Source organism: Burkholderia sp. B21-005 (genome assembly GCF_020843965.1).
GTDB lineage: Bacteria > Pseudomonadota > Gammaproteobacteria > Burkholderiales > Burkholderiaceae > Burkholderia > Burkholderia ambifaria.
Genome location: NZ_CP086302.1, coordinates 2,479,559 through 2,497,991 on the forward strand (window position 1 = coordinate 2,479,559; position 18,433 = coordinate 2,497,991).

Here is an 18,433-nt window from a genome sequence, read left to right on the forward strand (position 1 = left end):
ATCGTCATGCATTCCCGTTTCGACCGTTTTCGCGCGACGCCGCTCGGCGCGCAGCTCGAAGCGCTGATCGCGCAGCCCGAGCGCTATGTCGAATTCGCGGCGCTGTCGCGTGTCGGCGTCGCCGCGATCGGTGCGATCCAGCACGAGATCGCGCGCAAATTCCCCGAAATCGAAGCCGACACGACGGCCCGGCAATTTTGCGGCGCGATGGTCGCCGACGTGATGCGCCGTCACGGGCACGACGTCGTACAGCCGCGCGGCCGGCTCGGAGGCGCGCTGTTCAGCTACGGCGCGGTATTCAGCGCGTATCCGCAGGTGCGCCCGTTCGCCGACGTCGTCGCCGCGCTGGCCGCGATGCCCGCCCGGATCGCCGCGTATGCCGCGCACGTTCCCGCCGCGCTCGTCACGCGCCGCCCGGCCGGCACGGGCTTCTCGCTCGTCGAACATGCGTGCCACCTGCGCGACCTCGACGCGGTGTTCGCCGAACGCATCGATGCCGTGCGCACGCACGAGCTGCCGGTGATCGCGTCCGTCGACGGCACCGCTCTCGCCGCGCAGCACGACTACCTCGCCCAGCCGCTCGACGACACGCTCGCCGCATTCCGCACCGGACGCGCCGCGCTGTGCGCGACGGCGGCCGCGCTGCAACCGTCTGAACTCGCACGCTGCGGGCTGCGCGACGGCATGCGCCGGATGTCGCTCGACGAACTCGTGCGCGAACTGCTCGACCACGACCTCACGCACGTGCTCGAACTCGACGAACTGCTCGCCGAACTCGAATTGCCGCCCCTTGCTTCCCCGGCCGCGGAATGAGCGCCCCCACCCCGCCCGTCGTCTTCGTCCACGGTTTCATCGGTACGTTCGACGTGCCCGAATGGCCCGGCCCGCATCTCGCCCCCGACCTGCTTGGCTACGGTATCCACCGCGCCGCGCCGTTCGACGCGATCACGCTCGCCGCGCAGGTCGAGCACGTGCGGCAGGCCGTCGACTCGCACTACGGCGCGCAGCCGGTCGACCTCGTCGGTCACTCGGTGGGCGGCGCGATCGCGATGCTGTTCGCGCATGCGCATCCGGCACGCGTGCGCCGGATCGCCAACGTCGAAGGCAACTTCACGCTCGACGATGCGTTCTGGTCGGCGTCGGTCGGCCGCATGTCGCCCGCGCAAGCCGACGCGATGCTCGACGAACTGCGCGGCGACCCGCTCGGCTGGCTGCGCGGCGCGATCGACGATCCGTCGCCGTGCCAGCTCGACGACGCGCGCCGCTGGCTTGCACATCAGCCGGCATCGACGCTGCGCGCGATGGGCCGCTCGGTCGTCGCGACGACCGGCGAATCCGGTTATCTGCAGGCGCTCGCTGAAGTATTCGAGCGCCATCCGGTGTGGCTAGTCGCCGGCGAACGCTCGCGTGCGGGCTGGCATGTGCCGGACTGGGCGCTCGCACGCTGTGCCGGCTTCGAAACGATCGATGGCTGCGGGCACCTGATACCAGCCGAACGGCCCGCCGCGTTGCGGGAGACGCTCGCGCGCTGTCTCGGCTGACGCGCGCGGCTGCCCCGCCGTTTGGCTGCGCCCCAACCACCTGACAACCCGTAGGTTTCGCCGAAATATGGTTGAAAGGCACGGTTGCTAGAGTCGCCGTACAGGGTTTTCCCGATGCGAGGCTCATTGACGTCCTCACCCGCCTAAAGGCAGGTGATTCCCACACTTGGCGATGCACGTCCGCATCGGAGAATGTTCAGCGCAGCGTTGGTATCTCGATCATGCACGACACCACAGCCATCGCAGGCCCACTCTCTTATTCGCAGTCCCGCGATACCTTTCGGCCGCGTCGTGCTGTCTTTCGACCCGCACGACGAACAGGACTGGGTAGAACCGCTTTCGTCGACTTCCTCGAACGTGGCCCCGTGCGCCATCGCCTTGTAACGGAGCTTGTTTCGGAAGGACGACCAGGATGCGTCGTAGACGCTCTTCGCCATCCTGGTTCTGGCGAGCTTCGCGGCCGACACGTTGCCGACCGCGAGGTAATCGAAACGCCGCACCAGATCGAGCGCGAGCTTGTGCTGGAAATCGGCACGGGCATTCGCCACTTTGGCGTGCAGCTTCGCGATATGTCGCTTGTGCTTGCGCGCCCGTTGAGCTTTCGCCAGTTTCTCCGCCGCGCGTCGGCCGAATCGGTCATTGCGCAGCTTCTCGCCGGTCGAAAGTGTGGCGAAGTCTTTCAAGCCGAGATCGATGCCGACACCGGAATGGATCGGGCGGGCCTGAACATCCGGCATCTCAATCGCGATGTTGAGAAACCAGTTGCCGCGTGCATCCTGCGCAAAGTTGGTCCCGTCCTTGATCTTGCCTTCGGGAAGCGGTCGGCTGTTGAACACGCGAAACGTGTTGCCGGCGAAACGGAACGCGTCACCCTCGCGCTTCAGGTCACGCCCCTTCAGCGGCACCCAGCCCAGCGATTTCCTGCCGCGATAGCGCAGGTAGGGCCGACGGTGCTGGCTGCGCGACTTCGCGTATTGCTCGCACGTCGCGTTGATCGTGCCGGAGTGGATGCCGAGCGCCTTGCTGCTCCCCGTCGTCAGCACGTTCAGATCGAATCCCGTCGGCCACTTCTTGCTCCACTTGAGCGCATGCTTCTGCGTGTCATTGCAGAAGTTCCAGACGTAGTTCACCGCACGGCTCTGCTTGTTGAGCAGTCCGTTGAGCGACTTCACGCGGTAGCGGTAGACAAGAATCATGCCGGTGATCCTAACCCGTGGAAGAAGCTGCCTGTCAACCGCACGCCTTTCCTTCCCGCCATCCGCCCCGAAGGAAGTCCCCTTGGGGGAAATGGCGGGGTTTCTCGGAGCAAATTCTGATGAACCTGATACGCGCGTTGTGGCTAGTGCTGCTGCTCGCCGTCGCGGGCCCGGCCATCGCCTTTCAGGCGCGGGTCGTCGCGATTCCGAGTGCCGCGATGAACGAGACGCTCAAGGCGACCGTCGTGCTGCCCGACGACTACGCGCGCCTGCGCCACGGCCCGGAACGCGGCGTCGAACGCTTTCCGGTCGTCTACCTGCTGCACGGCTCCGGCGGCGACCACACCGACTGGACCGCGAATACCCGCATCGCCGCGCTGGCCGATCGCTACCGCGTGATCCTCGTGATGCCCGACGGCGGCCACGAAAGCTGGTACATCGACAGCCCGTTCGACTCGGGCAGCCGTTACGAAACCTTCGTCGGCGACGAAGTCGTGTCCTATGTCGACATGCACTTCCGAACGATCGCGACCAAGGGCGCGCGCGCGATCACCGGGCTCAGCATGGGCGGCTTCGGCGCGCTGCGCATCGCGCTCGACCGGCCCGACACGTTCGGCGCGGTCGGCAGCATCAGCGGCGCGGTCGATCCGCGCTGCTGCGAGGACGAACCCGGCATCGACCACGTATTCGGCGACCCCGGCCGCCACGCGTCGTTCTGGAACCGCAACGCGATCGTCGAAAGCGCGCGCGCGTTCGTCCGCGCGCATCTGGACCTGACGATCGACTGCGGCCGCGACGACGCGTTCGTCAGCTCGAACCGCACGCTGCACGAACGGCTCGTCGCGCTCGGCGTGCCGCACGATTATGCGGAGCGTCCGGGCGGCCATACGTGGGACTACTGGGCGCACGCGATCGGCTACCAGATGCGGTTCTTCGCGACGTCGTTCCAGCACGGCGGCTATGCGTACGATCCGCACACCCGCTTCGCGGGCCATCCGGCGCGCATGACGCAGGCCGGCTGACGCGCGCCGGCGCATCGCTCGGCAGGCTCGATGGTAGGATGCGCAAGCATCGACCACCCGACTTCCTCCATGCCGCGCGACAACTTTGCGGACCTGCTTGCCTTCATCGCCGTCGCGCGCGAGCGCAGCTTCACGCGCGCGGCCGCCGGGCTCGGCGTGTCGCAATCCGCACTCAGCCATACGATCCGTTCGCTCGAGACGCGTCTCGGCGTGCGGCTGCTCACGCGCACGACACGCAGCGTGGCGCCGACCGAAGCCGGCGAGCGTCTGCTGCAGAATCTCGCGCCGCGCTTCGACGAAATCGAGGCCGAACTGTCGGCGCTCGCCGAGCTGCGCGACAAGCCGGCCGGCACCGTGCGCATCAACGCGACCGACTACGTGATCCGCACGCTGCTGTGGCCGAGGCTGTCGCCGATCCTGCGCGACTACCGCGAGCTGAAGGTCGAGTTCGTGACCGACTACGGGCTGTCCGACATCGTCGCGCAACGCTTCGACATCGGCGTGCGGCTCGGCGACCAGGTCGCAAAGGACATGATCGCGGTACGCATCTCGCCCGACCTCAAAATGGCGATCGTCGGCGCGCCCGCGTATTTCGCGGAACGCGAGCCGCCGGCGACGCCGCAGGATCTCGTCGCGCACGACTGCATCAACCTGCGCCTGCCGACGCACGGCGCGCTGTACGCGTGGGAACTCGCGCGCGGCGACGACACGCTGCAGGTGCGCGTCGACGGCCAGGTCACGTTCAACGGCACCTATGAAATGCTCGACGCGGCGCTCGCCGGTTACGGCCTCGCCTACGTGCCGGCCGAACTCGCCGCGCCGCACGTCGCGGCCGGCCGGCTCGTCAGTGTGCTCGACGACTGGTGTCCGACGTTTCCAGGCCATCACCTGTACTACGCGAGCCGGCGGCAATCGTCTCGCGCATTCGCGCTGATCGTCGACGCGCTGCGCCATCCCGGCCATTCATGAACCGGTTCGATAAGTGCATGCACATTCCTGGGGATTATCGATAAGCACTTCGGTGGCTACCATCGTCGATGTCTTCAACGTCCCCGGAGCCATTGATGTCCGAACCGACTTCCGCCGCGCGCCAGGCCTTCGGCGCAATCGCACCGGCGCTCGCCGACTACACCGACAACGTGCTGTTCGGCGACGTGTGGCAACGCCCCGGCCTGTCGCCCCGCGATCGCAGCCTGATCACGGTCGCGAGCCTCGTCGCGCTGTATCGCGTGAACGAGCTGCCGTTCCATCTGAAGAAAGCGCTCGACAACGGCATCACGCGCGACGAGCTGATCGAAGCGATCACGCACCTCGCGTTCTATTCGGGCTGGCCGACCGCCAGCTCGGCGTTGCCGATCGCGAAGCGCGTGTTCGACGAAGCGGGCGTGCCGGCGTGACGCGCGCACTGATTCAACCAACCTGAACCAACGCGGGCGCTCGCCCGCATGGAGCCTCTTGCATGGATTACCGCTATCTCGGGCGCAGCGCGCTGAAGGTGTCGCCGCTGTGTCTCGGCGCGATGATGTTCGGCGGCGAAACCGATGAAGCGACGTCGGCGCGCATCATCGACAAGGCGTTCGACCAGGGCGTCAACTTCATCGACACGGCCGACGTCTATCACGCCGGACGCTCGGAAGAAATCGTCGGCCGTGCGATCGCACGGCATCGCGACAGCTGGGTCGTCGCGACGAAGTTCGGCTATCCGGCCGGACCGGATGCCGGGCCGAACCGTCAGGGCCAGTCGCGCAAATGGATCTACGAATCGGTCGACGCGAGCCTGAAGCGGCTCGGCACCGATTACATCGACATCCTGTATTTCCATCGCACGCTGACCGATGCGCCGCTCGAGGAAGGGATGCGCGCGGTGGCCGACCTGATCCGCCAAGGCAAGGTGCGCTACGTCGGGCTGTCGAACTTCAAGGGCTGGCGCATCGCCGAAATCGTGCGCGTCGCCGACCAGCTCGGCATCGATCGTCCGGTGGCGAGCGAACCGCTGTACAACCTGGTCGATCGCACGGCCGAAGTCGAACAGTTGCCGGCGGCCGCGCATTACGGCATCGGCGTCGTTCCGTACAGCCCGCTCGCGCGCGGCGTGCTGACCGGCAAATACGCGCCGGACACGCAACCGCCCGCCGATTCGCGTGTGGGCCGCGGCGACCGGCGCATCCAGCAGACGGAATGGCGGCCCGAGTCGCTGCACATCGCGCAGCAGGTGGCCGCGCATGCGGCGGCGCGCGGCACGACGTCCGTCGCGTTCGCGCTCGCGTGGGTAATGAAGAACCGGATCGTCAGCTCGACGATCGCCGGGCCGCGCACCGAGGCGCACTGGGACAGCTACATCGATGCGCTGACGCTCGAGCTCGGCCCCGACGACGAACGCTTCGTCGATTCGCTGGTGCCGCCGGGACATGCGTCGACGCACGGTTATACGGATCCCGGCTATCCGGTCGAAGGGCGAAAGATGTGAGGTTCGTCTGCCGACGCGGTGGCACGTCGGCACGCCGGGCGTAGCGCGACGCGGCAAAAAAAAACGAAAACGAAAAACGGAAAACGACGGCGGCGAAAGCGGAAGCCGCGAATTCAGTTGCCGTGCGCCGCGTCGGCGTTCACCACGCGATCGAAGAATTCCTGCGCACGCGCCAGCTCGTCCAGCGCGCGATCGAGACGCGACATCGCGCGTGCATATTCGCCGGACGAGATGTCGTCGTCGCTTTCGCCGCGCACCGCGCGAAACGCCTGATCGACGTTGCGCGTCGCTTCGACGAAGCGTTGTGCAGCCCGTGCTTCCCGCGAACAGATGTGGGTCGACATCGACACTTCTCCCTCAGGGTTGCTGTGTGAAGCAAGCCGACGCTCAGTGTGTGTGTTGCGCATGTCGGCGGCGTGAACGACGGCAGGCAGCCTGTCGACGCACGGCCACCGTGCGGCGTGCTTCCCTGGCGATTGTCGCGCGACGCTCGCCGATCCGCTACGGCGAGATTGCAACAAATTCTTGCGCGCGCCGAGATGGCGGCCACACCGGCACGTGTCGTTGCGCGTGCATCAGTTTTCCTGCCCGCATCACGCGCCGCCCATGAGCGGCGCGAACGTCACGCGCGCCCGATGCGCGGATGCGCGAGACCGCCGAACGCGGCCGCTTCACCGGACGACAGATCGAACAGATCACCGGTGAGCTCGCGCGGATGCTCGACCGCCGGCCGGCTGCGCAGCCGCGTGGCATGCGTGGGCGCGACATAGGCGGCCGCCGTTTCGATCGGCGGCACATCGAACAGGTCGCGCGTGACGCCGCGCACGGCATCCGTCGGCGACCGGCCGCGCAAGCGCGCGACCAGTTCGACGAAGCGATCGAAATCGCCGGCTCGCGTCGCCTTGTTCACGTCGGCGAGATCGCGCGCCTTCAGCACGCACGGCTGCGCGAGCCGCACGAAATACGGTGCTTCGAGTTCGACCGACAGCGCGAGCGGATAGCTCTTGCCGGTTTGCTCCTTCGCACGCCCGATGCAGTCGACCACGGCCGCGCCCTGCGCGACGCCGAGCGGCTTGCCGGTGCTCACGCTGCGCAGGTGGTCGGGGAACACACGCAATTGCGTGCCGACCGTCAGCGCGGTGGACGATACGCAGACGAGCGCGTAGTGCTGTTCGCGGCGGCGACCCGACGGCAGCGTCGAGCGGCTCGCGATGAACGTGTGCGGCGGCAGCGGCCGCACCTGGCCGCTGGCATCGACCCATGCATTCCACAGCAGCGCGTCCTCGCGCCTGCGCTCGCCCGAACGCGGGCGCGACGCGACCGGCGAAAACAGCGCGAGCAGCGAGCCCGTGCGATGCGCGGCGACTTGCGCGCTGCTGCCGAGCGGCTGGTTGATGCCCCACAGAAAACGCCCGCCCCCGAGCCGGCGCTCCCATTCCTTGCGGAGCACGACGGTCGGCAGTTCCTCGCCGGACTCGGTACCGATCTTCGTCCAGCAGAACGTGGGAGGGAGATGTTTCAGTGTCATCGACTTTCTCGGGATACAGCCTCGCTGGTGACAGCAAGCCCATTCAACAACCGTAACTGTATAGGTATAATGCATCGCATGGAAGCCCCGGACCACGATTTTCCTGTACAAGACCTGTTACGCCGTCTGATGGCGGACACGCGCTCGTCCAGCGAAATCGCGCGACTTTCCGGGGTCAGTCAGCCGACCGTCTCGCGCCTGCGGCTGTCGAACGGACATCGGCTGCGGCGCAGTGCGCCATTCAACAAGCTATGCAGTTTCTACGGCGTCGATACCGGCCCGGCGCGCCGCCGTTACAACGATCTGCTGCGCGACGCGATCGTCGACGCCTGGGACGGCTCCGACGAGCACGGGCGCGCACTGCTGGTCGTGATTCAGGGATTGAAGGATCTGCAGGCGAAAGCCGACGACAGGTGACGGCGCGCATGCGTTCATGACTGCGTGACTGGAAGGAAGGCTGACGGCACATAACGGGCGGGCGATGGCGAATACGATTCGGCATCGCCCGTTTTGCATCGAGCGATGCGACACGGAGCAACTGCAAGCACGTCGCCGAACATGCGCCTCGCCATCGCACCACACGCCCCGCATCGGCAACGCGCCGAAACTTTATTTACCCGCGGTTAAAAAAGTTTGACACGACGATTTCACTGAGATAAGTTTTGCGCAAGCTTCCGGAAAGCAAACGCGAACCGGCAAGCCATCACGATGCGCGGCGCGGCCGAAACCGCCGATCCGTTTCATTCCGTCGCCGCACGCGCGTCGCGTCGTGTTTCCGCAGCGCAGCACCGCAGCTCGCAACATCCCCGTTTCATCGAATGATGTCGTTCCGTTTCAGCTGGAAGGACGCGCGGCATGCACCGTGCATTTGATTCGCAGTCCTGCGTGACGCGCATGCGTGGCGCTGCCGCTCTTCCGATGGTGCAGTTTCCTCTTCGTTGCAGGCAGTAATCGGCCCGGCCCGCAGGGGGTGTATCGCGGACTGGTCGTCCACACACAATCACAAGAACGAGGTCGGCAATGCAATTTCATTTCAGAGGATCGCGTCGCGCATGGCTCCCCGCGCTCGTCGCAGCGGCGACGCTCGCCGCGTGCGGCGGTGACGACGGCGGCAGCGTGGCGGGCGCGTCCGCACTCGCGCAGGGTCAAGGTCAGGATCAACAGGGCGACAGCGCCGCATCGGCGGACAACGCATCGGGGCGCGTGTCGCCGTCCGGCGTCCCGTATGCGAATCCGGCCAGCGGCGGACGCTACCGGCCGGTGATCAGCAACGGGCAGGTACAACCGTCGCTGTCCGGCGGCACGATCGAGGAGAACGCGTGGGTCGACACGCCGGTCGATTCCGACGGCGACGGTACGCGCGACCGCATTCACGTGCGCATCGTGCGTCCGTCCGAAACCGCCAACGGCGCGCGCACGCCGGTGATCGTGCTCGCGAGCCCGTACTACGCCGGGCTCGCCGACAGCCCCAACCACGACGTCGACGTCGAACTCGACGGCACGCCGCATCCCGCCGCGGCGGCAGCCGCCCCCGGCGGCGCGTCCGCGCGGATCATGGCCGCCGCGCCGCAAGTCCGGATGCTGCAGCAGCTCGAAGCGGCCGCGGCCGGCCGTTCATGGATCGAAGGGTATTTCGTGCAGCGCGGCTTCACGATCGTCTATGCGGATTCGCTCGGCACCGCCGGGTCCGACGGCTGCCCCACCATCCTCACGCGCGACGAATCCGTCGCGATGGCGTCGGTGATCCGCTGGCTCGGCCGCGATGCGACCGCGAAGGATGCGAACGGCAAGCCGGTCGTCGCGAACTGGTCGACAGGCCACGTCGGCATGTACGGCGTGTCGTACGACGGCACGCTACCGAAGATGGTCGCGAGCCTGCGCACGCGCGGGCTCGACGCGATCGTGCCGGTCGCCGGGCTGTCGAACATGTACGGCTACTACCGTTCGGGCGGCCTCGTGCGCGCGCCGGAGGGCTATCAAGGCGAGGACGTCGACGTCTATATCAAGGCGCTGCTGACGAATGCGCATCCGGAGCGCTGCACGCACCTGATCGACGAGGCGCTGCAGCAGGAGGACCGCAAGACCGGCAACTACTCGCCGTTCTGGGCCGCGCGCGACATCCCGACCGCGCACGCGGTCGCACCGGCACTCGTCGCGCAAGGGCTGACCGACGACAACGTGCGTACCGACCAGTCGACGTCGTGGTATCTCGCGATGCGGCGTCAGGGCGTGCCGACGCAGCTCTGGCTGCATCGGCTGAAGCATACCGACCCGACCCGCGTGCCGGCGATGGCCGATGCGTGGACCGCGGAGGTGAACCGCTGGTTCACGCGCTACCTGATCGGCGTCGACAACGGGGTCGACCGCGATCCGCGCGCGGTGGTCGAGCAGGCCGACGGCACGCTGCTGAAAGAAGCGGACTGGGCCGCGCGGCACGCCACGCCGGTCGCGTATTTCGCGGGCGGCGACGGCACCGGCACCGGCACGCTGCTGCGGATGCCGAGCGGCGGCCCGCTCGCGCGCTTCACCGACGATGCGTCGATCCCCGCGCTCACGCTGGCGAACGCCACGACCGGCGAGCATCGCGGCCGCTTCGAGACGGCGCCGTTCACGGCCGCGACGCGCGTGTCCGGCACCGCGACCGCCCGCGTGCGGCTGACCTTCACCGGCGTCGCGAACGTGACGGCGCTGCTGGTCGACCGCGCGCCGGACGGCACGGCGACGATCGTCACGCGGGCGTGGACCGATCCGCGCAATCGCTTGTCGGACTGGTTCTCGGAGCCCGTGCTGCCAGGGATGCCGTATGACCTGAAGCTGACGTTCATGCCGCGCGACTACAAGCTCGAAGCGGGTCACAAGCTCGGCCTCGTCGTGCTGTCGAGCGACAACGAGGCGACGCTGCGGCCGACACCGGGCACGGGTCTGGCGCTCGATCCGGCAGGTACGTCGGTCACGGTGCCGCTGGTGTCGTCCTGACGCTGGAATGTGGCCGCACACCCCGTGCTTCGCTTGCGCGTTGCCCGGCGGTGCGCGGTTCATTGGTTCAGCCGAGCAACGCGTTGTTGCTCCGCCGCCGCGACGGCGTGCCGTTCCAGACCGGCGAACATGATCTGCTCATTCCGGGATCCTCATTTTTCGTGCAGATTCCTGTTTTCGTACTGAACCCGCGCGGTGAGGTCGAGATACCGGCCGCGCACGAGCGGCTGCGCGACGAACATGCTGCCGTGGTGGTCGAGATCCGCAAACTCGCGCCCGAGCCGGTTGTGCATGTACGAATACGCGACGCCGATGCGCGTCGACAGCAGATTCACATGGCCGCTTGCCGCCGTTCTGCACAGCTCCGATCGACCGCGGCCTGACCGGAGCACGGCACGCTCACAACGGTGTCAGCACCGCCTGCCCGGCAAAATGTCGCGCGGCGTTGTCGAGAAACTGCTGGACCGACCGGTCGAGCGCCTCGGGCGACCAGCCGCCCATATGCGGCGTCAGCACGATGTTGTCGAGATCGGTCAACGCGCGCGGCGGCTCCGGCTCACCTTCGTACACGTCGAGCCCCGCGCCCGCGATGCGTTTTTCGCGCAGCGCCTCCGCCAAAGCAGCGGTATCGACAACACTGCCACGCGACACGTTGACGAGAAAACCGCCCGGGCCGAGCGCGTCGAGCACCGCGCGATCGACCAGGTGCCGGGTGCCCGCACCGCCCGGTGTCGCGACGATCAGGAAATCGGCCCACTGCGCGAGTGCGTCGAGCCGGTCGAAATAGCGGTATGGCGCAGCGTCCTTCGGCGAACGGCTGTGATAGCCGACCTCGATGTCGAAGCCGGCCGCACGGCGCGCGCACTTCTCGCCGATCTTGCCGAGCCCGACGATGCCAAGCTTCTTGCCCGATACGTTCGGCGGCATCGGCAGCCCGTCACGCCACACGCCCGCGCGCGTTTTCGCATCGAGCCTCACGACATCGCGCACCGCCGCGAGCAACAGCGCGAACGCGTGGTCGGCGACGCAATCGTCGTTGGTGCCGGCGCCCGTGACGACCGTGATGCCGCGCGCCTTCGCATGCGCGACGTCGATATGCTCGTAACCCGCGCCTAGCGCGCTGACGAACGTGAGCTGCGGAAGCCGGTCGATCTCGGCAGCGGCGAGACCCGTGCTGCCGTTGGTCAGCACCGCGCGAATCGTGCCGCCGTATTCGGCGATCGCGCGTTCGCGTTCTTCGGCGGTCGGGGCATAGCGCACGTCGAACGACGCGGCGATCTCGCGATGCGCATCGCCGCACAATGCGATGAGGACCAGCAGTTCTGGCTTCATGTCAGCAAGTGTCCGCAGGCGGGAACGGATTTCAGTGTAACAAGCCCGCATGACGGATGCGGGTAATCCCCACACGGGCTGTGGGCACGCCGCCGCACGCGGTTTGCCAAAGCCGGCTCAGTCAAGTAACTTTCGGCGTACGCCCCCGTCCTGGAGATTGGCCTCGATGAAACTCGCCCTGCCCGCCCGGATCCTGGGCCTCACGCTCGCCGCCGCCGTCGTCGCGCCCGGTGCGCATGCCGACACGCCCGTCGTGGTGTCGTCGAAGATCGATACCGAAGGCAACCTGCTCGGCAACGTCATCGCGCAGGTGCTGAAGGCCCACGGCATCCCCGTCACCGAAAAGATCGCACTCGGCACGACGCCGATCGTGCGCAAGGCGCTGACGAGCGGCGAGATCGACATCTACCCCGAATACACGGGCAACGCCGCATTCTTCTTCAACAAGGCCGACGATCCCGCGTGGAAGAACGCAAGCCAGGGTTACGACACCGCGAAGAAGCTCGACTACGCGGCCAACCATCTCGTCTGGCTCACACCGGCGCCCGCGAACAATACGTGGGGCGTCGCCGTGCTCGCGCCCGTCGCGCAATCGCAGCACCTGAAGACCTTCTCCGATTTCGGCAAATGGATCGCGGGCGGCGGCAAGGTGAAACTTGCCGCGTCGGCCGAATTCGTGAACAGCGCATCCGCGCTGCCGTCGTTCGAGAAGGCATACGGCTTCAAGCTGAAACCCGACCAGCTCGTCGTGCTGTCCGGCGGCGATACCGCCGCGACGATCAAGGCAGCCGCGAACCAGACCGACGGCGTGAACGCTGCAATGGTGTACGGCACCGACGGCGGCATCGCATCGAGCGGCCTCGCCGTGCTCGACGACGACAAGCACGTGCAGCCCGTCTATGCGCCGACGCCGGTGATTCGCGAAGCCGTGCTGAAGGCTCATCCGCAGATCGCCGACTACCTGAAGCCCGTGTTCGCGAGCCTCGACCTGAAGACGCTGCAGACGCTGAACGCGCGCATCCAGATCAATGGCGAACCGGCGGCCGGCGTGGCCAAGAGCTACTTGAAGTCGAAGGGCTTCGTCAAGTGACGGGTCGCGCCGTGGCGTCCGCGCGGCGCATCACGCTCGACAAGGTCGGCATCCTGATCGGTATCCTGACGATCGTCGCGGTGGTCGGCATGCCGTTCATGGTACTGCGGCCGAACCGCATCGCGGCCGGCACGGGGCTGTCGGTATTCGCCGCACTGCCGGCCGCGCAAGGTGCCGCGCTCGCCGCGCTGTGGATCGTCGGCGCGCTGTGGGCGATGACGGCGAGCCGTCCCGCCTGGCGGCTCGCGGCCGGCTGCACGTGGCTCGCGACGCTCGCTTATGCGGTCGGCGCGGCCGCGGCGCACGTCGTCGCGCCCGACGACATGCTCGCGCGCGTGTCGCCCGCGGCAGGTGTCTGGCTGCTGCTGTTCGCGTGGGCCGTGCTCGTCGCGGACGCGCTCGCGCGGCTCGCTTTCGGCCCGTGGCGGCGCCTCGTCGCGCTCGCCGTCGCGATCGCGGCGATATCGGTGCCGCTCGCGAGCGGCTGGTGGGACGGCCTTTCCGTGATGCGCGAATACGCGGTGCGCAACGACGACTTCTGGCGCGAGGCCATCCGGCACGTCTCGCTCGCGGGCGGCTCGGTCGCGGCCGCGCTCGTCGCCGGCCTGCCGCTCGGCATCGCGTGCGCGCGGATCGCGCCGGTACGCACCGTCGTGATGCCGGTGCTCAATATCGTGCAGACGGTCCCGAGCATCGCGATGTACGGGCTGATGATGGCGCCGCTCGGCCTGCTCGCCGCGCACGTGCCGCTCGCGGCCGCGCTCGGCATCCGCGGGATCGGCGTCGCGCCGGCCGTGCTCGCGCTGTTTCTCTACTCGCTGCTGCCGATCGCGTCGAGCGTCGCGGTCGGACTCGAGCAGGTGCCGCCGCATGTGACCGAAGCGGCACGCGCGATGGGCATGACGCGCGCGCAGCGGCTGCTGGGCGTCGACCTCGTGCTCGCGCTGCCGGTGATCCTGAGCGGCGTGCGCATCGTGCTCGTGCAGAACATCGGCCTGACCGCGGTCGCCGCGCTGATCGGCGGCGGCGGATTCGGCACCTTCATCTTCCAGGGGATCGGGCAATCGGCCGCCGATCTCGTGCTGCTCGGCGCGATCCCGACGATTGCACTCGCGCTGGCAGCCGCCGTCGTGTTCGAAGCCGCGACCACGCTCGCGAAGGGGCGTACTGCATGATCGAGATCGAACGCATCGGCAAACGCTTCGGCGACGTCGCCGCCGTCGACGACGTGTCGCTGACGATGAAGCAAGGCACGATCACCGCGCTCGTCGGCGCATCGGGCAGCGGCAAGTCGACGCTGCTGCGGATGATCAACCGGCTGATCGCGCCGACCAGCGGCACGATCCGCATCGACGGCGTCGACACCGCGGGCGTTCCGCCCGAGCAACTGCGGCGGCGCATCGGCTACGTGATCCAGGGGCACGGCCTGTTCCCGCACTGGAGCGTCGCGCGCAATATCGCGACCGTGCCGCGCCTGCTCGGCTGGCCGGCCGCGCGCATCGACGCACGCGTGCGCGAACTGCTCGAACTGTTTCACCTCGCGCCGTCCGAATTCGCGGACAAGCTGCCGCACGAACTGTCGGGCGGCCAGCAGCAGCGTGTCGGCGTCGCGCGCGCGCTCGCGGCCGAGCCGGCGATGCTGCTGATGGACGAGCCGTTCGGCGCGCTCGATCCGATCATCCGCAACAAGGCGCAGGACGACCTGTACGCGCTGCAGCGCCGCCTCGGCATCACGGTCGTGATCGTCACGCACGATATCGAGGAAGCGCTGAAGCTCGGCGACACGATCGCGGTGATGGACGGTGGCCGGCTGCTGCAGGTCGCGTCGCCGGCCGAGATTCTCGGCAAGCCGGCGGCAGGCGTGGTCGAACAGCTCGTCGCCGGCGTCGACCGGCCGCTGCGCCTGCTCGCGCTGACGCCGATCGATGCGGTGGCCGAATCCGGTCACGCCGACGGCGAACCGATCGCCGCGACGCGCACGCTGCGCGACGCGGTGTCCGAGCTGCTGTGGCGCGGCGTCGACGCATTGCCGGTCGACGACGGTAACGGGCACGATGCGCGTCGCATCACGCTCGGCGCGATCCGCGCGCACGCGAGGAAGCCCGCATGACGACGCGGCCCGCGCGTTCACCCGTGCCGCGGCGGGTGCCCGCGTACGTCGCGCGCGCGGCCGCGCTCGTGCTGTTGCTCGTGCTGCTGTTGCGCCCCGCGTGGCTGCAGGGCGTGTTCGCGCCGTTCGCGGACAACGGCGCGCCGGTCATCTACGATCGCGCGAGCCTGCTCGACCTCACGCTCGCTCACCTCGGCACCGTCGCGCTGTCGAGCCTGATCGGCATGCTGGTCGCGATCGCGGCCGGCATCGCGGTCACGCGGCCCGCCGGCGCGGATTTCCTGCCGGTCGCGCGCAGCGTCGTCGACATCGGCCAGACCTTTCCGCCGGTCGCCGTGCTCGCGCTCGCGGTGCCGGCCGTCGGCTTCGGGTTGAAACCCGTGCTGATCGCGCTCGTTCTGTACGGGCTCCTGCCGATTTTCGAGAGCACGATCGCGGGGCTCGAGGACGTGCCGCGCGACGTCGTCGACGCCGCGCGCGGGATGGGAATGAGCGGCTGGCAACAACTGGTGTCGGTCGAGCTGCCGCTCGCGTTTCCGGTGATCGTGAACGGCATCCGACTCGCGGTCGTGATCAATCTCGGTACCGCGACGATCGGGTCGACGGTTGCCGCGCGCGGGCTCGGCGATGTCATCATCGCGGGCCTGCAGACCTCGAACACGGCGTTCGTGCTGCAGGGCGGCGTGATCGTCGGGCTGCTCGCCGTGCTGGTCAGCGATGCGATAGGCGCGCTGGCACGGGTGGCGAGTGCGCGGCGGCCGTAACACGCACCTGGCGTCGCGGCTTTACCTGCGAGAAAGACGGCGCGACAAAAAATCGGGCCGTGCTTGATCCGGACTCCGATGCGTGTTCGTGCAACGATCCCGGTTGCGCACGGCGCGCGTCGATACAAGCCTACATCGTGCTTTCATTCGAGCCCATGCTCGAACGCACAAGACGATTGGCCGATATACTATGCGCCTCCCATTTCCCCGCACTCGACCATGCGACGACGGTTTTTCTGGCTGATCGTGCTTTCGCTCGGCATTGCGCAACAGGCTTCGGCGCAGCAAGCGCCCGCGCTGCCTGCCTCCGCGTCCGAAGCGGCCGCATCCGCGCCCACCGAGGCCTCCGGCCCGCTCGCGAACGATCAGCCGAACGAAGCAAACCGTCGCATCACGTCGTACCTGACGAAGAAGTTCGGTCTCGCGAAGGAGCGCGCCGCGAGGCTCGCCGATATCGTGAGCGTAACTGCGACGAAATATTCGCTGCCTCCCGCACTCGTTTACGCGATTATCTCGATCGAATCGCGCTTCCAGGAAAAGGCGCGCGGCCAGCATGGCGCGACCGGGCTGATGCAGGTCGTGCCGGCCGCCCACCGCGGCATGCTGCGCAACGTGAAGGATCTGACCGAGCCGAATGCGAACGTCGAGGCCGGCTCCAAGATCCTGTCGGGCTATGTGCGGGCAGCCGGCGGCAATGTGCAGGCCGGGCTCAAGAGCTACGGCGGATCGAATGCGTATGCGGCGAAGGTGATGCAGCGGGTCGACGCGTTCCGCTTCGTGCTCGAACCTGAAGACGATGCGAAAGCCGACAAAAACCCGACAGCCCCGAACGATACGAAGGGCCGCATGGTGCCGGTCAGCGAGACGTCGAACCCGGCGTCGGCCCGCAACCGCCAATAAGCTCACCGCGCCCCTTCGCCCGACGGGCCTGCCATGCGCCACGCCATCCGCTTCCTTGCCATCGCCGCGCTGGCGATCGGCCCCGCCTGCGCCTTCGCCGCTGTCGATTGCGAGCATCAAGGCCCGACAATGGACAACGTGCGGGCCTGCGTGGTCGAGCGCAACCAGCAGGAAGTCGACAGCGCGTACCGGTCGCTCGAGCACACGCTCAAACGGCGCAACCCCGACGCCGCCGGCGAACTCGCGAAGTCACAGGCCAGCTGGACCCGCTTCGCCGGCGACACCTGCAACTATGTGAAAGCCGCCAATCCGCAGCAGATGATCCCGAACGACGCGTGGATGAACTGCTGGGTCGACTTCAGCCAGGCACGCGTGCGCATCCTGAAGAAATGGGAAGCGCTGGAGAACCCGCCGCAACCGGCGCAGAAGTGATCGACAGTCGGACGCCCGTGCATGCCGCCCGTCATGCCTGCGCTAAATGCGCGCGCAGAAACTCGATGAAATGCTGCGTCTTCGCGGGCAGCAGGCGTGTTTCCGTCATCGCATAGACGGGAATCGGCTCACCTTCCCATTCGGGCATCACGCGACGCAACCGCCCGGCGGCCACGTCGTCCGCGAGAATCTCTTCCGACAGCACGATGATTCCCGCGTCGAGCGTGGCCAGGCGCCGCAGCATGCCGACGCTGTTCACCGCAAAACGGCTGCTCACCGCCACCGCAACGGAGCGCGTGCCGTCATGCAATGTCCATGACCCGCTCTTCTGGAGGCCGAGGCACGCGTGCCGCGCGAGATCTTCCGGCTCGCGCGGCTCGCCGGCGCGCGCCAGATAGCCGGGCGACGCATACAGGTAGTTCCGGAGCGTGGCGAGCCGCCGCGCGACCAGTTGCGAATCCTCGGACGGCCCGATACGGATCGCCACGTCGAACGGTTCACTCACCAGATCGACGCGCCGGGATGTCAGTTCGAAATCGAAGGTCAGCTTCGGGTAGCGGTTCGCGAATTCGACGATCAGCGGCGCGAGATGCGTCACCGCGAAATCGACCGGAAACGACGCGCGCAGCACGCCCACCGGCTCGGCCAGCAGCCCGCCGAGTTGCTCGTGCGCGAGCCGCGCCTCGTCGACGATGCGCTTGCAGCGCTCGAAGTACAGCTGCCCGGCCTCCGTGAGCTCGATCCGGCGCGTCGTGCGATGCAGCAACCGCAGGCCGATCGCCTTTTCCAGCGCACTGATCCGCCGCGACAGCGTCGAATTCGGCATGCCCAGCGTCTGGGCGGCACTGCGAAAGCCGCGCGCCTTCACGACCTCCACGAACAGCGCCATGTCGTTCAGCAGTTCCATGCCGACTGCTCCATCAATGGATCAATGTTCTCCAGAATACCCGGTTTATCTCGAAAAAGAAGCAATGGATGATGCAGGGGTGGAGGCGAGGCCGGCGCGACGCGCGCGGCTGCCGCCCGATGCGGCATCGCCCCGATGGCGCATCCCGAACTTCGATGAGGAAAACCC

The 18,433-nt window shown here is 67.6% G+C and carries 20 protein-coding genes; 15 read left to right on the forward strand and 5 right to left on the reverse strand.

Features of this window, described 5'->3' with window-relative positions:
• The first annotated feature begins 6 nt into the window (after positions 1 to 6).
• Complete coding sequence (locus LMA02_RS27650; RefSeq protein ID WP_228908323.1) at positions 7 to 813, forward strand: DinB family protein; 807 nt, start codon at positions 7 to 9, stop codon at positions 811 to 813.
• Entirely contained in the window at positions 810 to 1,541 is a 732-nt protein-coding gene (locus tag LMA02_RS27655; protein ID WP_228908324.1) for an alpha/beta fold hydrolase, read from the forward strand. The genes LMA02_RS27650 and LMA02_RS27655 overlap by 4 nt, the downstream gene beginning before the upstream one ends.
• A gap of 143 nt (positions 1,542 to 1,684) precedes the next feature.
• Here the strand turns inward: LMA02_RS27655 and LMA02_RS27660 are convergent, their stop codons facing one another.
• On the reverse strand, positions 1,685 to 2,737 hold the full coding sequence (locus LMA02_RS27660) for an RNA-guided endonuclease InsQ/TnpB family protein (RefSeq protein ID WP_228908325.1): 1,053 nt from the start codon (positions 2,735 to 2,737) through the stop codon (positions 1,685 to 1,687).
• A gap of 119 nt (positions 2,738 to 2,856) precedes the next feature.
• Between LMA02_RS27660 and LMA02_RS27665 the strand changes: the two genes are divergently transcribed.
• From LMA02_RS27665 to LMA02_RS27680, 4 genes are all read left to right on the forward strand, one after another.
• Positions 2,857 to 3,759, forward strand: a complete 903-nt coding sequence (locus tag LMA02_RS27665) for an alpha/beta hydrolase (RefSeq protein WP_166722546.1) — start codon at positions 2,857 to 2,859, stop codon at positions 3,757 to 3,759.
• Between the two features lie 69 nt (positions 3,760 to 3,828).
• A complete protein-coding gene (locus tag LMA02_RS27670; RefSeq protein ID WP_228908326.1) occupies positions 3,829 to 4,728 on the forward strand; it encodes a LysR family transcriptional regulator in 900 nt (299 codons plus the stop codon).
• A gap of 95 nt (positions 4,729 to 4,823) precedes the next feature.
• Entirely contained in the window at positions 4,824 to 5,156 is a 333-nt protein-coding gene (locus LMA02_RS27675) for a carboxymuconolactone decarboxylase family protein (protein WP_228908327.1), read from the forward strand.
• Positions 5,157 to 5,218: 62 nt separating this feature from the next.
• A complete protein-coding gene (locus LMA02_RS27680) occupies positions 5,219 to 6,226 on the forward strand; it encodes an aldo/keto reductase (RefSeq protein WP_228908328.1) in 1,008 nt (335 codons plus the stop codon).
• Positions 6,227 to 6,339: 113 nt separating this feature from the next.
• Here the strand turns inward: LMA02_RS27680 and LMA02_RS27685 are convergent, their stop codons facing one another.
• Both LMA02_RS27685 and LMA02_RS27690 read right to left on the reverse strand, forming a co-directional pair.
• A complete protein-coding gene (locus LMA02_RS27685; RefSeq protein ID WP_006749871.1) occupies positions 6,340 to 6,570 on the reverse strand; it encodes a hypothetical protein in 231 nt (76 codons plus the stop codon).
• A 278-nt stretch (positions 6,571 to 6,848) separates the two neighbouring features.
• A complete protein-coding gene (locus LMA02_RS27690; protein WP_166722550.1) occupies positions 6,849 to 7,754 on the reverse strand; it encodes a hypothetical protein in 906 nt (301 codons plus the stop codon).
• Between the two features lie 78 nt (positions 7,755 to 7,832).
• Between LMA02_RS27690 and LMA02_RS27695 the strand changes: the two genes are divergently transcribed.
• The 3 genes from LMA02_RS27695 to LMA02_RS27705 all read left to right on the forward strand — a co-directional run bounded on the left by LMA02_RS27695 (position 7,833) and on the right by LMA02_RS27705 (position 11,113).
• Positions 7,833 to 8,171 carry a helix-turn-helix domain-containing protein gene (locus tag LMA02_RS27695; protein WP_034176340.1) on the forward strand — a complete coding sequence of 113 codons (339 nt, stop codon included), beginning with the start codon at positions 7,833 to 7,835 and terminating at the stop codon, positions 8,169 to 8,171.
• Between the two features lie 603 nt (positions 8,172 to 8,774).
• The gene (locus LMA02_RS27700) at positions 8,775 to 10,730 is read left to right on the forward strand and encodes a Xaa-Pro dipeptidyl-peptidase (protein WP_228908329.1); all 1,956 of its coding nucleotides are present in this window, start codon (positions 8,775 to 8,777) and stop codon (positions 10,728 to 10,730) included.
• An 83-nt stretch (positions 10,731 to 10,813) separates the two neighbouring features.
• Positions 10,814 to 11,113, forward strand: a complete 300-nt coding sequence (locus LMA02_RS27705; protein WP_228908330.1) for a hypothetical protein — start codon at positions 10,814 to 10,816, stop codon at positions 11,111 to 11,113.
• A gap of 16 nt (positions 11,114 to 11,129) precedes the next feature.
• Here LMA02_RS27705 and LMA02_RS27710 read toward each other — a convergent pair whose 3' ends face one another.
• Positions 11,130 to 12,062 carry a 2-hydroxyacid dehydrogenase gene (locus LMA02_RS27710; RefSeq protein ID WP_228908331.1) on the reverse strand — a complete coding sequence of 311 codons (933 nt, stop codon included), beginning with the start codon at positions 12,060 to 12,062 and terminating at the stop codon, positions 11,130 to 11,132.
• A gap of 166 nt (positions 12,063 to 12,228) precedes the next feature.
• Between LMA02_RS27710 and LMA02_RS27715 the strand changes: the two genes are divergently transcribed.
• The 6 genes from LMA02_RS27715 to LMA02_RS27740 all read left to right on the forward strand — a co-directional run bounded on the left by LMA02_RS27715 (position 12,229) and on the right by LMA02_RS27740 (position 17,358).
• Positions 12,229 to 13,152: an ABC transporter substrate-binding protein gene (locus LMA02_RS27715; protein WP_228908332.1), complete on the forward strand. Its 924-nt coding sequence runs from the start codon at positions 12,229 to 12,231 to the stop codon at positions 13,150 to 13,152.
• Positions 13,149 to 14,327 (forward strand): ABC transporter permease, encoded by a 1,179-nt coding sequence (locus LMA02_RS27720; RefSeq protein ID WP_228908333.1) that lies wholly within the window; start codon positions 13,149 to 13,151, stop codon positions 14,325 to 14,327. Before LMA02_RS27715 ends, LMA02_RS27720 begins: the two co-directional genes overlap by 4 nt.
• Positions 14,324 to 15,262 (forward strand): ABC transporter ATP-binding protein, encoded by a 939-nt coding sequence (locus LMA02_RS27725; protein ID WP_228908334.1) that lies wholly within the window; start codon positions 14,324 to 14,326, stop codon positions 15,260 to 15,262. Before LMA02_RS27720 ends, LMA02_RS27725 begins: the two co-directional genes overlap by 4 nt.
• The gene (locus tag LMA02_RS27730; protein WP_228908335.1) at positions 15,259 to 16,026 is read left to right on the forward strand and encodes an ABC transporter permease; all 768 of its coding nucleotides are present in this window, start codon (positions 15,259 to 15,261) and stop codon (positions 16,024 to 16,026) included. Before LMA02_RS27725 ends, LMA02_RS27730 begins: the two co-directional genes overlap by 4 nt.
• Positions 16,027 to 16,245: 219 nt before the next feature.
• Positions 16,246 to 16,926, forward strand: a complete 681-nt coding sequence (locus LMA02_RS27735; RefSeq protein ID WP_228908336.1) for a lytic transglycosylase domain-containing protein — start codon at positions 16,246 to 16,248, stop codon at positions 16,924 to 16,926.
• Positions 16,927 to 16,959: 33 nt separating this feature from the next.
• Positions 16,960 to 17,358, forward strand: a complete 399-nt coding sequence (locus LMA02_RS27740; protein ID WP_228908337.1) for a lysozyme inhibitor LprI family protein — start codon at positions 16,960 to 16,962, stop codon at positions 17,356 to 17,358.
• A gap of 31 nt (positions 17,359 to 17,389) precedes the next feature.
• On the opposite strand, the gene LMA02_RS27745 is transcribed toward LMA02_RS27740, so the two are convergent.
• On the reverse strand, positions 17,390 to 18,265 hold the full coding sequence (locus tag LMA02_RS27745; RefSeq protein WP_228908338.1) for a LysR family transcriptional regulator: 876 nt from the start codon (positions 18,263 to 18,265) through the stop codon (positions 17,390 to 17,392).
• Positions 18,266 to 18,433 lie beyond the last annotated feature (168 nt).

Bases quoted from the DNA above. Each gene is read 5' to 3' on its own strand.
- LMA02_RS27740 (WP_228908337.1), top strand. From the start codon at position 16,960: ATGCGCCACGCCATCCGCTTCCTTGCCATCGCCGCGCTGGCGATCGGC.
- LMA02_RS27680 (WP_228908328.1), top strand. From the start codon at position 5,219: ATGGATTACCGCTATCTCGGGCGCAGCGCGCTGAAGGTGTCGCCGCTG.
- LMA02_RS27675 (WP_228908327.1), top strand. From the start codon at position 4,824: ATGTCCGAACCGACTTCCGCCGCGCGCCAGGCCTTCGGCGCAATCGCA.
- LMA02_RS27745 (WP_228908338.1), bottom strand. From the start codon at position 18,265: ATGGAACTGCTGAACGACATGGCGCTGTTCGTGGAGGTCGTGAAGGCG.
- LMA02_RS27670 (WP_228908326.1), top strand. From the start codon at position 3,829: ATGCCGCGCGACAACTTTGCGGACCTGCTTGCCTTCATCGCCGTCGCG.
- LMA02_RS27695 (WP_034176340.1), top strand. From the start codon at position 7,833: ATGGAAGCCCCGGACCACGATTTTCCTGTACAAGACCTGTTACGCCGT.
- LMA02_RS27715 (WP_228908332.1), top strand. From the start codon at position 12,229: ATGAAACTCGCCCTGCCCGCCCGGATCCTGGGCCTCACGCTCGCCGCC.
- LMA02_RS27660 (WP_228908325.1), bottom strand. From the start codon at position 2,737: ATGATTCTTGTCTACCGCTACCGCGTGAAGTCGCTCAACGGACTGCTC.
- LMA02_RS27725 (WP_228908334.1), top strand. From the start codon at position 14,324: ATGATCGAGATCGAACGCATCGGCAAACGCTTCGGCGACGTCGCCGCC.
- LMA02_RS27735 (WP_228908336.1), top strand. From the start codon at position 16,246: ATGCGACGACGGTTTTTCTGGCTGATCGTGCTTTCGCTCGGCATTGCG.
- LMA02_RS27690 (WP_166722550.1), bottom strand. From the start codon at position 7,754: ATGACACTGAAACATCTCCCTCCCACGTTCTGCTGGACGAAGATCGGT.
- LMA02_RS27665 (WP_166722546.1), top strand. From the start codon at position 2,857: ATGAACCTGATACGCGCGTTGTGGCTAGTGCTGCTGCTCGCCGTCGCG.
- LMA02_RS27700 (WP_228908329.1), top strand. From the start codon at position 8,775: ATGCAATTTCATTTCAGAGGATCGCGTCGCGCATGGCTCCCCGCGCTC.
- LMA02_RS27710 (WP_228908331.1), bottom strand. From the start codon at position 12,062: ATGAAGCCAGAACTGCTGGTCCTCATCGCATTGTGCGGCGATGCGCAT.
- LMA02_RS27685 (WP_006749871.1), bottom strand. From the start codon at position 6,570: ATGTCGACCCACATCTGTTCGCGGGAAGCACGGGCTGCACAACGCTTC.
- LMA02_RS27730 (WP_228908335.1), top strand. From the start codon at position 15,259: ATGACGACGCGGCCCGCGCGTTCACCCGTGCCGCGGCGGGTGCCCGCG.
- LMA02_RS27655 (WP_228908324.1), top strand. From the start codon at position 810: ATGAGCGCCCCCACCCCGCCCGTCGTCTTCGTCCACGGTTTCATCGGT.
- LMA02_RS27650 (WP_228908323.1), top strand. From the start codon at position 7: ATGCATTCCCGTTTCGACCGTTTTCGCGCGACGCCGCTCGGCGCGCAG.